Below are 13,216 nucleotides of genomic sequence, written 5' to 3' on the forward strand. Positions count from 1 at the left end.
TGGTAAAGACCAACGGCGCCGGGGAGGATCAACAATGCGCCATCAGTATGCGACGCCGTGGATATGGATTTTTCTGTTACCGCTAGCGCTGGACTACAAAGCGACCGACGCGAACACAGGCCATTTCGCCCAGTTCGTGTTCGTCCTCCCGGCGCTTGCCGCCGGGCTGGCTCTGGCGCTGATTGCGCCACGCTTTCACGAACGCTCACGCCTGCGCTGGTTCGTCACCGCTAGCGTGACGCTGTGCGTGTTCGGCAGCCTTGTTGCCCAGCTGATACAGGACAACGACACCGGCAACTACCTGCGGGTATTGCTGCCGTTCCTGCTGTTCCTGCTGGGCTACATCGTGGCCTGCCATCCGTGGAGCGAATACAGAATCTCGCAGTTCGAGAAAGCCCTGTTCGTTGCCAACACCATCAGCCTCGTTTTCACCTGCGTCTACGGCGTGGCGACGGCAGGCGGTCTCGAGGAAGTCCGTTACCGGATCGTCTCCGTGACGCTGTTGGGACTGCAAGGCGTGCTGCTGCACGAATTCGTCGTTGCCAGGCGCTTTTCCTTTTTTACCGTCTCTGTGTTCGCCTTCAGCGTGATCGTCGAATTGCTGAGCGTCACACGCAGCATGCTGGTCGGCACGGTGTTGCTGTTCCTGATCGCCATGGGACTGTGCGCGCCAACGATTCAGCAGATCTGGCGCGCGATGGCGCGCAGCCTGATCGCCTGCGCGGTGATCGCCGGCGTGGCAGGCGTGGCGACATTGAGCTTTCCAACCATTACCCAGCACTGGACGCAGCGTATTTTTGCATCGGAGGTCACCGCCTCCGGCAAGGATCCGACCACGATCACCCGCCTCGCCGAAATGCGCGATCAGTTCGACCAGGTGACCGAGTCGCCCGAGACGCTGTTATTCGGCACAGGCTTCGGGCACTACTATCGCTACTCCCCCGCCTACCTGCCGGATCTCGCCGATCAGATCAGCGAGAAGGACTTCTTTGCGATCAGGGAATGGGCCGCCGGTCATAATTTCTGGGTGTATCAGTTGTTCGCGGGCGGTCTGCTGTTCGGCATCGGCATGCCTGTTGTAATGCTGATCGCGCTGGCGATGTGTTTCCTCTCCTATCGTCACTGGCGTGCTGTCGTGCCAGGCGCGCCGATGCTTCCCGTACTCGGGCGAGCCATCATGCTGTTTGCCGCACTGCCGGCTACCTCGATAGGCGGCAATCCGCTCGGACCACGTTTCTCGGGACTGGTATTCGGCATCGCGCTCGGCCTCATGATCGCCACGCATGCGCGACTGCAACGCGCACTTCCGGCCCGGCCGAAGCGCGTTCACACGCCGCCGCGCGTGCGCCTGGCGACCACCCTGCCGGAGTTGCCCGGCAGGATCCAGCCCGGCATGGGCCGCTCGGATCTTGCAACGACCTTGGGTATCTCACGCCCGGCAAGCACCGCGACCGGGGCTGGCCGCTTCGGACCGCTCGCGTCCGGTACACCGTCGACACGCAGCGTCAACCGATCGAATCTCGCCCGATGAAAATTCTCCACCTGCTCGCAAGCGTCGATCCACGCGCCGGCGGCCCCGTAGAAGGCGTGCGCCGCAGCGGCATAGCGATGCAAGAAGCCGGCCACCATATCGAAGTGGCCACCTGCGATGCGCCGGGCGACGCGTACCTCGCGGCCTTTCCGTTTCCGGTCCATGCCTTTGGCCCTGTCGCTAGCCGCTACAGTTACAGCGCACGGCTCGCGCCCTGGCTCGACGCCAACGCGCGCCGCTTCGACGCGGTCATCGTGCATGGTCTGTGGCAATACCATGGCCTCGCCGCGTGGAAGACACTCAGACGAAGCGCGGTGCCGTACTACGTGTACGTTCATGGCATGCTCGATCCGTGGTTCAAACAGGCGTACCCGCTCAAGCACCTCAAGAAGTGGTTGTATTGGCCATGGGCCGAATATCGTGTGCTGCGCGACGCACGCGCCGTCATCTTTACGACGGAAGAAGAGCGCACTCGCGCCCGGCGATCTTTCTGGCTATATCGGGCCAATGAACGGATTGTGCCGTTCGGCACGACCGTGCCGCCGCTCGATGCCGAGTCTGTACGTGAAGCGTTCCTGCAAGCCGTGCCTGGCTTGCGCGGCAAACGCATCGTGCTGTTTCTCGGACGCGTGCATGCCAAGAAAGGCTGTGATCTGCTGATCGATGCATTCGCGCGCATCGCCGGCCGCGATCCGGCATTGCACCTCGTCGTCGCGGGACCGGACGAGACCGGCTGGGTCGCGCATCTGCGCGCGCGGGCACAAGCGGCCGGCGTCGCGCACCGCGTCAGCCTGCCTGGCATGCTGCAAGGCGATCTCAAGTGGGGCGCGTTTCACGCAAGCGACGTGTTCGTTCTGCCGTCGCACCAGGAGAACTTCGGCGTAGCGGTCGCCGAAGCGCTCGGCTGCGGGCTGCCGGCGCTGATCTCCGATAAGGTCAACGTCTGGCGTGAGATCGAAGCGGATGGCGCGGGCCTGGTTGCCGCCGACACGATCGAGGGCACCGAACAGAATCTGGTGCGCTGGTACGAACTCGACGACGCGGCCCGCGCGAACATGCGCGCGCAGGCATGCCGCACCTTCCATGCGCGCTTTCGGGTCGAAACCATGGTCGGCTCGTTGACGGCTCTGCTGGAAACCCAGGGCAGCGTCGACGTGCGCGAACACACGCTCACCGCTCTGCGAGAAGCGACTCAACATAGCCAGTGACAGGATGCGCGTCGCACCCCGTCGCCGGCTGGCCGGGTCATTGCGCCTTCCGGGTTACTGTTCCTTCATCAAGGGCGTCAACGTAGAGGCTGCGATCGGCAAGCTGTCGATTTGACCCTGCGTCTGAATCGTCATCGGGGAACTGTTGGCAGCGTCGGCTCTGGTGCTGCCCACAATGTCCGGCATATCGAGTTGCCGGATGAGATGCCCGGCCAACCGCAGCGAAAGCGCGGCAATCGTGATGGTCGGAAAGTTGGCGCCGACCGTCGGAAAGACCGAGCTGCCGGCCACATAAAGATTGCCTATCCCGTGCACCTTGCAATTGCGGTCGACCACGCCTTCGCGTGGCGAATCATGCATGCGCGTCGTGCCCATGTGGTGCCACGTTCCTTCCAGCTTCTCGGACCACGGCCGGCCTTCGAGCGGCGCGTCGAGTTCGACGTCCGCAATCCCGGCCATCTGCAACTCCTGCGCAAGCAACGCGAAGGTTCTGTCGAACGTGCGCTGAACCTGCTCGCCGAGCCGCCATGCCACTTTGACACGCGGCATGCCGAGCCGGTCGCGTTGATCCGACAGGGTGACGCGGCTGTCACGATTGGGCTCCGCTTCGACGATTGCCTGCAGGGTCACGCCGGTGACCAGCGCCGGCCACTGATACAGCCGCGTCAAGCCGTATCCCACGGTGTCGAGCGGATGCGACGCCATCGTGATGAGATCGGCCTTCAGGCTGCGGCCCGGCTGGTCCTTGGACAGCAGCGCCTCCTTGCAGTGGATCAGCGCCTCGGACCCTTTGCTGCCTTCGCCGTAAAAGCGCGAATAGAGCCATACGCGCGAATTGAGCAATTTCTCGCGCTCCATCAGCTCCTGCTTCGGCGCGAACTGCGAGGAGATCTTCGTACCGTGCGCGGAGACCGCGGCATTCTGGTAGTGATACTTGATGTCGTACAGTTTGTTGCGCCTGAACCCGGGGCGGAAACGCACTTTCCCACACATCATCCGCGGATGATCCATGAAGAAGCGGCCCACCAGATCGTTGCGATTGCCAAGCCCGGCGGCCTCTACGTTGTTCGACGCGAGCAGCATGCGCGCGTTCTCGATGCCACCGGTCGCCAGTATGAAAATCTTGCTCACCACCGACATCCTGCGACCGCTGAGCGTCGCCACCTGAACCCGCGAAATGGTCGACGCCTGGGCGTCGGCGTCGATGTTCAGGACGTTCGCGTACAGAAACACGCGCACGTGCGACGAACGGGACAGTTCGTCGCGATACAGCTTGCCGAAGCGCACCGGCGGGCTGAACTGAGCCACCGTATCGCGCATATCGCCCGTCCCGAGCGGAATGCGGCGCACGTCGTGGCGCCCGATCTCGCGCTCCCAGTAAGCGGGGTCGAAATTTTGCGGACCGAGCTTCAGCAACTCATGCGTGCGCGCGTAATACGGCGCCAGTTCGTCGAGGCCGAACGGCCAGCCGCTGTGCGCTATCCAGTCCCGCTTCTCGAAGTCCCACGGATCCAGCGGGCGGCACCATCCTCCCCAGCAATTGCTGCTGCCGCCGAAGTAGCGGCTGCGGGAACCGTCCGCAAATGAATAGGGGAGACCGGCGTTCTCGCCGCGATAGAGGTCGCGCGTTTCGTCGTCAGGGCCGAAGCCGCCGCTTTCGAGCATGCAGGTGTCGATCCCCGCCCTCGCCATCTCGCGTGCGAGCGTAATGCCCGCGACCCCGCCGCCGATGATGCAGACTGCCGTTTCGATGACCGTGTTTTGTTCGACATTGCGAGTATCGATAAACATCCCTGCTCCCCATTCTGCTTCATGCAGTTCTTGAGTGCGTCAATCCGGTTGCTCATCCAGCCGGGCTGGCGCGCAACCGCGCACACGTCGTTTCCGACCACCTCATCGGCGCCACAGTGGGCATCGACTGGCAATCGTCAATCGACAATCCCATTGCAGCCGCCGACATCCCGGCGGGAAACGACCCAGGCCTCCTCAGCGTATTGACGCTGCGGTTCTATATCTGTGCTTTAAGCCACGGAATCGAAACGATTCCTGATGAAGCGGCATGGATTGCCGCCATACACGCCCTCCGGCTCGAGCGAGCGATGCACGACGGACAAAGGCGTCACCACGGCGGAGCGGCCGATCGTCACGCCCATCTGCACGACACACTTCGACGTAATCCAGACACCGTCCTCGATGACGATGGGCGCGACGCGCAGATCCATCGTGGTGCTCATGTCGTGAGATCCTGCGCTCAGAAACGTACCTTGGGAGATGCAGACGTTCGAGCCGATGCGGATCATGGCCTGGTTGTAGATCCAGACATCGACGCCGAACCAGCAGTTGTTGCCCACCTCGAGATTCCAGGGCGCCTTCACGCGCAGCGGATGCACGAAGCGGCAACCCGTGCCGATCTTCGCGCCGAACAGGCGCAACAGCGCAACGCGGATAAATGAAAGAGGCAGCAGTTTGTTGTTGATCACACAGGCTTCAACGACAAACCATATGAGTTCGATCAGGGCGCTGCGCTTCGCGCGATAGTTGCCCTTTCCGGCGAGACTCAGATCAATGACGCGGCCATTCTCGCGCGTGCCGCTCACGGCCGGCGCATCGGGTGCGTCGGGTGCGTCGGGTGCGTCGGGTGCGTCGGGTGCGTCCGGCATGCGGCCGATCTGCGGATCGTCGGCAACGTTACCCATCATCTTTCTCCTGACCACGAGCGGTAGTAAACATACCCATTCGTACCGAGCGTGGTGCCATTATGTTGCGGCTCTCCGCGGCACTTTGCTCTATGGCCGTACAGGGAAGCGTTTTGGCGGCTACGTGCGTGCTGGTTGGCGCACGATAGGCTTATCGCGACAGCATCTGTCTGGGGAAAACGATGAACACCTCGCTTCGTCACACCGCTACCTCGCTGTTCGTCGCAATCGCGTGGTGCGCCGCTGTGCCGGCTCTCGCACAAACGGCCGCTCCCGCGCCGGTTGCACCGGCTGCGGCTGCCGCTACGGCTCCGGGCTACGGCGGCGGCATGAACGCCGTCGCTCCGAAAAACGGCCGGGCGGCTCATCGTGCGAGTGAAGAGAAGCTGCTCGGTGCCCCGCAGGAATACGGCGCCGCCGATGCGCCTCAGCGCAATACCGCCGACGCCCAGCAGGCAGCCTTGCTCGACGAGCAGCGTATGAGCGTGACCGGTGCGGGTCCGGGCGCCTTGCCGGCTCCGGGCAAGGGTCAGCGCATCAAGGCGCCGGCCGCCGCCAACGGCAATGCACGCGTCGCCGGCCAGCCGCGCCCGACTGCGAATGACGCCTTGATGCCCGCAGCAGCGGCGAAAGCCACTTACGCCGACCCGTACGACCTCACCGGCTCGGGCAAGCACGGCGTTTACCGTTCCCCGTGGTGATGTCGCATTCATAAAAGCGCCGCGTGCCGGATCAATCCGGCGCGGCTTTCTCCACCGTAGCCGCCTCGCTCCGCCTCGCCGCCACGGCCGCAGTCGAAGACCCCGCGCCGGAGTGCGTCGCCACGGCTTTTGCGCGTCGCGCGCCGCCCGCCGCACGAACCAGCACCGCGAGCCGCTCCTCGAACGTACGAATCGACGCCTGCGGCGATAGCGCGCGCTCGGCGTAATCGCGTCCGGCACTGCCCAGCGCCGCACGGCGTTCGGGATCGTTCGCCAGCGCGCTGATCGCCTCAGCAAGTGAGCACACGTCGTCCGGCGGCACCACCACGCCACGTGGCGAAACCTCATCGAATAGACCTGTATCCCGACGCGCCATCGCCACGACGGCCCGTCCGCTCGCGAACATGCCGGTGAGCTTGGACGGCATCACCAGATCCGCTGCATCGCAGCGCTGCGGCAAAACGTGGATGTCGGCCAGGTTGAGCAATTCGTTCAAACGCTCCGCCGGTTGCAACGGAATGAAAATGCAGTTCGTCAATGCCGAGCAGCGCTCCAGCAAACTCCGTTTCGCGGCCCCGCTGCCGCAGAAAACGAACGTGACGTCAGCGCGTCCGGCCAGCGCCTCAGCCGCATCGGCGAGCGTCTCGATGCCCTGCTTGGCGCCCATGTTGCCCGAGTACAGAACCACTTTCTGTCCATCCGGAATGTGCAACAGGCGCCGATATTCGCTCTCGCGCGTGAGCGGAAAAATGGTCGAAGCGTCGACCCAATTGGGCAGGCTCACGATCCGCGACGGGTCCACGCCCTTGGTCTGCGCACGCGCGGTCATCTGGCGGGAAATCGACGATACCGCATCGAAGCGCCGCAGCAACGCACTTTCGATCCAGCGCGCAAAACGCGCGGCGCGCGAGTTCTTCAACAGACCGAGATCGAATGCCGCGTCAACCTCGTAGTCCTGAATATGCAGCCACGCACTAGCGTTCGCGATGCGTGCCAGCGTAAGCGCGCCGGGCGCGCACATCAGGGTCGGTGCAATCAGCACGACCGCATCGGGACGCCACAGCGCCTGCCAGGCGAGCAGCGGCAACGACGCCATCGCGAAGCTCGCCAGATGGACCATCCGCTTCACGCCGCTGGGCCGCGACGGCACCCAGAGCGGCGCACGCCAAACCGTCACGCCGTCGCGCATCTCGCGGTGAAACCGCCACGGCGAATAGCCGTCCGCAACCTGCCATTCCGGGTAATAGGGCGGCGCGCACACTACGCGCACCTCGTGTCCGCCGCCGGCCAGAAGCGCCGCCATTTCCGCCGTGTACTTGCCCACCCCGGTCAGTTCAGGCGCGTAGTTGAGGCCGTAGATAAGGATCTTCATGGTGGCAGCCAGAACGTGTTGGAACTTCGCTTGCGCGACTCGGCCGGGCGACGCGCGTCAGTCGCTCAACATCAGCGCGCAGCCGCGCGCGATGTTGGCTGCGGCAGAAGGCGGATCGAACCGGCGAATCACATCCATACAGCGACGCGCGGTTCCGCCGGCGTCGGCAAAAGCCTCCATCGCCTTGAGCATCGTGCGCTGCAACCCTGCAACGTCGCCGGCGGTGAATGCATAACCGCTCACGCCGTCGATCACCAGTTCCGGAACGCAGCCGCAACTCTCGCTGACGACGGCCGGACAGCCATGCGCGAGCGCCTCGTTGACGACCAGCCCCCACGGCTCGCTATAGCTCGGCAGCACCAGACAGGTCGCACCGTAGTACTCGTGTGTCAGCGGCTCGTCCTGCAGACTGCCGGCGAAAGTCACGGCGTCGCCGAGCGCGAGTTCGGCTACCTTCGTGTGAAGCATTTCGGCCATCTGCCCCGTGCCGACAATGTGTAATTTCGCTGCCGGAATACGCCGCCGCAATCCGGCGAAGGCCTCGATCAGCGTGCCGATGCCCTTCTCTTCGGAGAGACGGCCGACATATAAGAATACCGGCGGGTTGCCGGCACGGCGGGCGACCCGTTCGACCAGCGCGCGTTCCGGCGAGAACGACCCGGGCATCGCGGCGGCCTGACACGGCACGAAAATCTTGTCGCGCTTGGCGCCGAGCGACAGCAAATAATCGCGGCTGCGTTCGCCGAAACCGAAGTAGCCGTCGCAGAGGGAGAAGAACACCCGTTTCGGAATCGAGGTGAGGAGCCTCTTGGGCTTGTCGCGTCCGGTCGAATCGACGAACACCGCGCGCCGCTTGCCGGTCACGATGCACGCTGCAAGCATCGCCCAGTACTCCGGACGGTGATAGCCCGGCAGAATGATCAGATCCGACCTGGCGCGCAGCACTTCCCATGTGAGCCGCGCGATCATCTTCAGCGTCGGCACGTCTTCATAGCAACCGTCGAACAGCTTCTGCATCGGATAGCGATGGTACGAGTAGTCGACATCCGAAAAGCCGACCCGGTCGTGTTCCGTATCCGCAATCTGCACCATCGAGTAGCGAATCGCGCCGGATGCCGAAATGTTGTGCAAGGCGGAGAAAACAACACCTTTGTGGCGCGACCACACGACGTTGTGAAAGATCGTGACTGACGCTGTCATTTTGATGCCACTCCTCGAAAAATCGTCTTTGTGCTCGTTGCGCGACCTGTCCGCGCGAAGAGCCCCAAGCGTTCCTGAAGATCCGGAACAGCGTTCTATGGCTCGCTGTGCGCGCCTAGGCGTGCAGCGCAGCGGCGGGCGTCGAACCGGCGTGCGATGTAACGAAATCCCGATAGGTCGCTGCGATGCCCTCCTCGAGGCCGATCGTCGCGCGCCAGTCCATCCGCGCGAGCCGCGACACGTCGAGCAGCTTGCGCGGCGTGCCGTCGGGCTTGGACGTATCGAATACGAGTTCGCCCTCGAAGCCGACCACGCGGCTGATGCATTCGGCCAGCTCGCGAATCGACAGATCATCGCCGACGCCGACGTTCAGCAGGCCCTCGGTCACGTTGTGCTCGAGGACGAACAGCGTCGCTGCCGCCAGATCGTCGACGTGCAGAAACTCGCGGCGCGGCGTGCCCGAACCCCACACCGTCAACGTGGCGGCGCCGCTTGTCTTCGCCTCGTGCGCCTTGCGCAGCAGCGCCGGCAGCACGTGGCTGCTGTTCAGATCGTAGTTGTCGTTCGGACCGTACAGATTGGTCGGCATCAACGCGACGAACTGGGTGTTGTATTCGCGGTTGTAGGCGTCGCACAGCTTGAGGCCGGCGATTTTCGCAATCGCGTAGGCATCGTTGGTCGGCTCGAGCGCCGAGGTCAGCAGATACTCTTCGCGAATCGGCTGCGGGCATTGTTTCGGATAAATGCACGACGAGCCGAAGAACACCAGCCGCTCGACATGGGCGCGATACGCGGCATGGATCACGTTGGTTTCGATCACGAGGTTTTCGTAGATGAACTCGCCCGGCTTCGTCGCATTGGCGAGAATGCCGCCCACTCGCGCGGCCGCGAGCAGCACGACGTCGATCTGTTCTTCCTCGAAGAAGCGATTCACGGCAGCCTGATCCGTGAGATCGAGTTCCGCCCTGGAACGCGTGACGATGTTGCGATAGCCGTCGGCGCTTAAGCGACGGACCAGCGCGGAGCCGACCATGCCACGGTGGCCCGCGACGAAGATGCGTGCATGTTTGTTCATCGCAGTCACTCGTGATGTTCCAGTGTCGTAAATCCGGCCAGCGTGACGAGCGCATCGCGTCTCGCGATCTGATAGTCCGCACGCACCATTTCCTTGACGAGCGCGCTGAACGGCGTGGTCGGCCGCCAGCCGAGACGCGCATGCGCTTTCGACGGATCGCCAAGCAGCGTTTCGACTTCCGCCGGTCTGAAGTAGCGCGGATCGACGCGCACGATCACGTCGCCCGGCGACATCTTGATTTCGCGTCCTTCGACCTTCTCGACAATCCCGACTTCATCGACGCCGGTGCCTTCGAAACGCACCGTGGCGCCCAATTCAGCGGCGGCATGCTGGACGAACTCGCGCACGCTGTACTGCACGCCGGTGGCGATCACGTAATCCTCGGGCTGCTCCTGTTGCAGCATGCGCCATTGCATCTCGACGTAATCGCGCGCATGTCCCCAATCGCGCAGCGCCGACAGATTGCCGAGGTACAGCGTCTTCTGCATGCCCACGGCAATACGCGCCATGGCGCGCGTGATCTTGCGCGTCACGAAGGTCTCGCCGCGCACCGGCGATTCGTGATTGAACAGAATCCCGTTGCACGCGTAGAGACCATAGGCCTCGCGGTAATTGACGGTCGTCCAGTAGGCAAAAAGTTTGGCGACCGCGTACGGGCTGCGCGGATAGAACGGCGTCGTCTCCGACTGCGGAATCTGCTGCACGAGACCGTACAACTCCGATGTCGAGGCCTGATAAAAGCGTGTCTTGTGCTGAAGCCCCAGAATCCTGATCGCTTCGAGAATGCGCAAAGCCCCGAGGCCGTCCGCGTTGGCCGTATATTCGGGCTCCTCGAACGACACCGCCACATGGCTCTGTGCCGCGAGGTTGTAGATTTCGTCGGGCTCGACGCGCTGGATCACCCGCAAGATGCTCGTCGAATCGGTCAGGTCCGCGTGATGCAGAAAGAGCCTCTGCTCCGGATCGTGGGGGTCGCGGTAAAGATGATCGATACGGTCTGTGTTGAACAGCGATGTCCTGCGTTTGATGCCGTGCACGTCGTAGTCCTTGGCGAGCAGCAGCTCGGCCAGGTACGACCCGTCCTGTCCAGTGATGCCGGTGATCAGCGCGACCTTGCGTTTCATGAAGCATTCTCCTCGGTGAACATGGTTATGCCGGTGCCGCAGCGCGGTATGGTGGTCGGCCGCGGGCCGCCGCATCAACCGGCGATGCTGTCGTATCCGTAGTAGCCGCCGTGATAGCCCGAACCGAGGAAAGCCCCTTCCTGCGGCACATCGGTGAGCAACACGCCCTTTAGCGACACGCCGCCGTTGAACAGCCGCTTGGCCGTCTCGGATATCTCGTTCAACGGATGGCGCCCGTAGCGCACCACCAGCAGCGCCGTGCCCGCGTATTTGCCGATCACCGTCGAGTCGGTCACCGCAAGCACCGGTGGCGTGTCGACGATGATGAGGTCGTACCTCGACTTCAATTCGTCGAGCATCGTCTCGAAGCGTTTGCTCATCAGCAGTTCGGACGGATGTGCGGGCAGCGTGCCCTTGGCCAGCACGTCGAGTCCCGGCAGTACTTCGCGCTGGATCATGGAATGCAGATCGCCGCCGCTCAGCACGTCCGAGAGCCCTGGCTGGTGTGCGATACCGAAGTGCGAATGGACGTCGCCGCGCCGCATGTCGCCGTCGATGATCAGCACGCGCTTGTTCGCGGACGCAACCAGCGCAGAAAGATTCACCGACAAAAACGACTTGCCGGTATCCGGCCGCGAACCCGTGATCATCACGACGTTGTTCTCGGCATGGTCGAGCGACAGCTGCAACGAGGTCCGCAGATTGCGCACGCCTTCCACGGCGATGTCTTGCGGCGCCTGCTCGGCCAGCACATGAAGCCCGCGGCGGCGCAGCATGACGTTTTCCTGCAACCGCAGCTGATGCTGGCTTCTCGGCACGACGGCGAACACCGGCACGCCGAGCACGGCTTCGATTTCGTCCGGGCGCTCCACGCCGCCATACATCGCCCGCTTGAAGAACGTCAGCATGATGCCGATCAGCAAGCCGCCGCCGAGCGCGATCAGGATCGCCAGCACACGCTTCGGACGCACCGGCTCGTCAGGCGCCTCGGCGAAATCCACCACGCGTACGCTGCCGACCTGGCCGGCTTTCGCCACTCTGAGTTGCTGCGCGCTATTGAGCAGGTTGGTATAGAGCTCCGTATCGACGTGCACGTCGCGCAACAGCCGCAAGGCGGTCTGTTCGGTATCGGGCATCACGGACACGCTGCGGTTCATGTTGTTCTGCGCGCCCTGCAACGCCGCGATCTGTGCATCGAGCGCCGCCACCGCCGGGTGATTCGCCGTAAAGCGCGTCGACATCTCCGCGCGCTGCTGCTGCAGATCGAGCAGCTTGGTCTTGTTGTCGACGATCTGTTGAAGCAGCAGCCGGCTTTCTTCGCCGAGATCGACCGTACCGTGCGTATTGCGGAACTTGTTATAGCGTTGCTCGGCATCGTCGAGTTCCTTGCGCAAGCCCGGTAGTTGCTGATCGAGGAACGCCAGCATGTGCTCAGCTTCAGTCGAGCGGCTTTCGACATCCTGGCGGATGAATTCGCGCGCCATGCTGTTGACGATATTCGCGGTCAACGCACTGTCGCCGCCTTCAAGGCTCGCGCGAATCACGCCGGACTGAAGCGTGGTTTCGGCGACCACGAGGGCCTTTTGCAGCCGGTCGACGGTACTCAGCGTCGAGGCACGCTGCAATTCGAAACGCGAACCGGCCGGCCCGACCAGCGCGTCGACGCGTAGCGTAACCGGCCCATCGGCGGTATCGGTCTGCACGGTCTCGCCGACATGGCCGGAGAGAATGGCGATGCCGTTCTTGTCGCGCAGCACATACGATCCGTCAATGCCTTTGACCAGCGTAAAGGTCGTGTCGTAGAGCTCCTTCGCGGTGTCGAAGCGGGACACCGAAATACGCTCGCTACCCCATGCATAACCGGACAGGTTGATGAAAGACGGCAACTTGAAGCCCCACTGCCCGTTCACCAGCCCGGCGATCATCCCGCCGATAAACGGCAAATAACGGGGCGTCGCCGTGATGTCGAGGTGCAGCGCCCTGACGGTTTCTTCGGTGACGAGACGCGACTTCAGCAACTCGATCTCTGCCGCCGTGGATGGCTTGGTGTCGAACATGCCAGTGAGCGGCGGCAGAGAATCCTTGGCGTTGGCGTTGTTGTTACCCGTCTTGTCCTCGACATGGAACAGCACATCCGCGCGGTAGGTCGGCGGTGCGAGAAACGCGTAGGCGCACCCCAGCGCCAGCGCGATCAGCATCGCCATCACGATCGTGCGCCAGCCACGCACGATCGTACGCAGATAGTCCGACAGGTGGAGCTCATCCTGCGCGGACACGTCGGTGTAGCGGTTTTCGAAGTTGATTGCCAT

10 protein-coding genes are annotated in these 13,216 nt (G+C 63.2%); 3 read left to right on the plus strand and 7 right to left on the minus strand.

All coding sequences use genetic code 11. The features are described from left to right. The first annotated feature begins 34 nt into the window (after window positions 1-34). Both WN982_RS17025 and WN982_RS17030 read left to right on the plus strand, forming a co-directional pair. On the plus strand, window positions 35-1,531 hold the full coding sequence (locus WN982_RS17025; RefSeq protein ID WP_341313089.1) for a hypothetical protein: 1,497 nt from the start codon (window positions 35-37) through the stop codon (window positions 1,529-1,531). Beyond that, window positions 1,528-2,739: a glycosyltransferase gene (locus tag WN982_RS17030; RefSeq protein ID WP_341313090.1), complete on the plus strand. Its 1,212-nt coding sequence runs from the start codon at window positions 1,528-1,530 to the stop codon at window positions 2,737-2,739. Before WN982_RS17025 ends, WN982_RS17030 begins: the two co-directional genes overlap by 4 nt. A gap of 54 nt (window positions 2,740-2,793) precedes the next feature. On the opposite strand, the gene WN982_RS17035 is transcribed toward WN982_RS17030, so the two are convergent. Beyond that, window positions 2,794-4,530 (minus strand): GMC family oxidoreductase, encoded by a 1,737-nt coding sequence (locus WN982_RS17035; RefSeq protein WP_341313091.1) that lies wholly within the window; start codon window positions 4,528-4,530, stop codon window positions 2,794-2,796. Between the two features lie 230 nt (window positions 4,531-4,760). Continuing rightward, window positions 4,761-5,435, minus strand: coding sequence for a putative colanic acid biosynthesis acetyltransferase (locus tag WN982_RS17040; protein ID WP_341313092.1), 675 nt, complete (start codon window positions 5,433-5,435; stop codon window positions 4,761-4,763). Between the two features lie 182 nt (window positions 5,436-5,617). On the opposite strand from WN982_RS17040, the gene WN982_RS17045 reads away from it, so the two are divergent. Beyond that, entirely contained in the window at window positions 5,618-6,136 is a 519-nt protein-coding gene (locus WN982_RS17045; RefSeq protein WP_341313093.1) for a hypothetical protein, read from the plus strand. Between the two features lie 31 nt (window positions 6,137-6,167). Here the strand turns inward: WN982_RS17045 and WN982_RS17050 are convergent, their stop codons facing one another. The 5 genes from WN982_RS17050 to WN982_RS17070 form a co-directional block, all read right to left on the minus strand. Continuing rightward, on the minus strand, window positions 6,168-7,508 hold the full coding sequence (locus tag WN982_RS17050; protein WP_341313094.1) for a glycosyltransferase WbuB: 1,341 nt from the start codon (window positions 7,506-7,508) through the stop codon (window positions 6,168-6,170). 57 nt (window positions 7,509-7,565) lie between these two features. Further along, entirely contained in the window at window positions 7,566-8,708 is a 1,143-nt protein-coding gene (locus WN982_RS17055) for a glycosyltransferase family 4 protein (protein ID WP_341313095.1), read from the minus strand. 115 nt (window positions 8,709-8,823) lie between these two features. Beyond that, complete coding sequence (locus WN982_RS17060) at window positions 8,824-9,783, minus strand: GDP-L-fucose synthase (RefSeq protein ID WP_341313096.1); 960 nt, start codon at window positions 9,781-9,783, stop codon at window positions 8,824-8,826. Window positions 9,784-9,788: 5 nt separating this feature from the next. Then, entirely contained in the window at window positions 9,789-10,907 is a 1,119-nt protein-coding gene (gmd, locus tag WN982_RS17065; protein ID WP_341313097.1) for a GDP-mannose 4,6-dehydratase, read from the minus strand. Window positions 10,908-10,981: 74 nt separating this feature from the next. Further along, window positions 10,982-13,216 carry a polysaccharide biosynthesis tyrosine autokinase gene (locus WN982_RS17070; protein ID WP_341313098.1) on the minus strand — a complete coding sequence of 745 codons (2,235 nt, stop codon included), beginning with the start codon at window positions 13,214-13,216 and terminating at the stop codon, window positions 10,982-10,984.

The organism is Paraburkholderia sp. IMGN_8, assembly GCF_038050405.1.
Lineage (GTDB): Bacteria > Pseudomonadota > Gammaproteobacteria > Burkholderiales > Burkholderiaceae > Paraburkholderia.

What these genes read in the sequence shown, in the direction of transcription:
- WN982_RS17060 (WP_341313096.1), bottom strand. Translation starts at nt 9,783, where the DNA reads ATGAACAAACATGCACGCATCTTCGTCGCGGGCCACCGTGGCATGGTC.
- WN982_RS17025 (WP_341313089.1), top strand. Translation starts at nt 35, where the DNA reads ATGCGCCATCAGTATGCGACGCCGTGGATATGGATTTTTCTGTTACCG.
- WN982_RS17035 (WP_341313091.1), bottom strand. Translation starts at nt 4,530, where the DNA reads ATGTTTATCGATACTCGCAATGTCGAACAAAACACGGTCATCGAAACG.
- WN982_RS17050 (WP_341313094.1), bottom strand. Translation starts at nt 7,508, where the DNA reads ATGAAGATCCTTATCTACGGCCTCAACTACGCGCCTGAACTGACCGGG.
- WN982_RS17040 (WP_341313092.1), bottom strand. Translation starts at nt 5,435, where the DNA reads ATGGGTAACGTTGCCGACGATCCGCAGATCGGCCGCATGCCGGACGCA.
- gmd (WP_341313097.1), bottom strand. Translation starts at nt 10,907, where the DNA reads ATGAAACGCAAGGTCGCGCTGATCACCGGCATCACTGGACAGGACGGG.
- WN982_RS17055 (WP_341313095.1), bottom strand. Translation starts at nt 8,708, where the DNA reads ATGACAGCGTCAGTCACGATCTTTCACAACGTCGTGTGGTCGCGCCAC.
- WN982_RS17070 (WP_341313098.1), bottom strand. Translation starts at nt 13,216, where the DNA reads ATGGCAATCAACTTCGAAAACCGCTACACCGACGTGTCCGCGCAGGAT.
- WN982_RS17030 (WP_341313090.1), top strand. Translation starts at nt 1,528, where the DNA reads ATGAAAATTCTCCACCTGCTCGCAAGCGTCGATCCACGCGCCGGCGGC.
- WN982_RS17045 (WP_341313093.1), top strand. Translation starts at nt 5,618, where the DNA reads ATGAACACCTCGCTTCGTCACACCGCTACCTCGCTGTTCGTCGCAATC.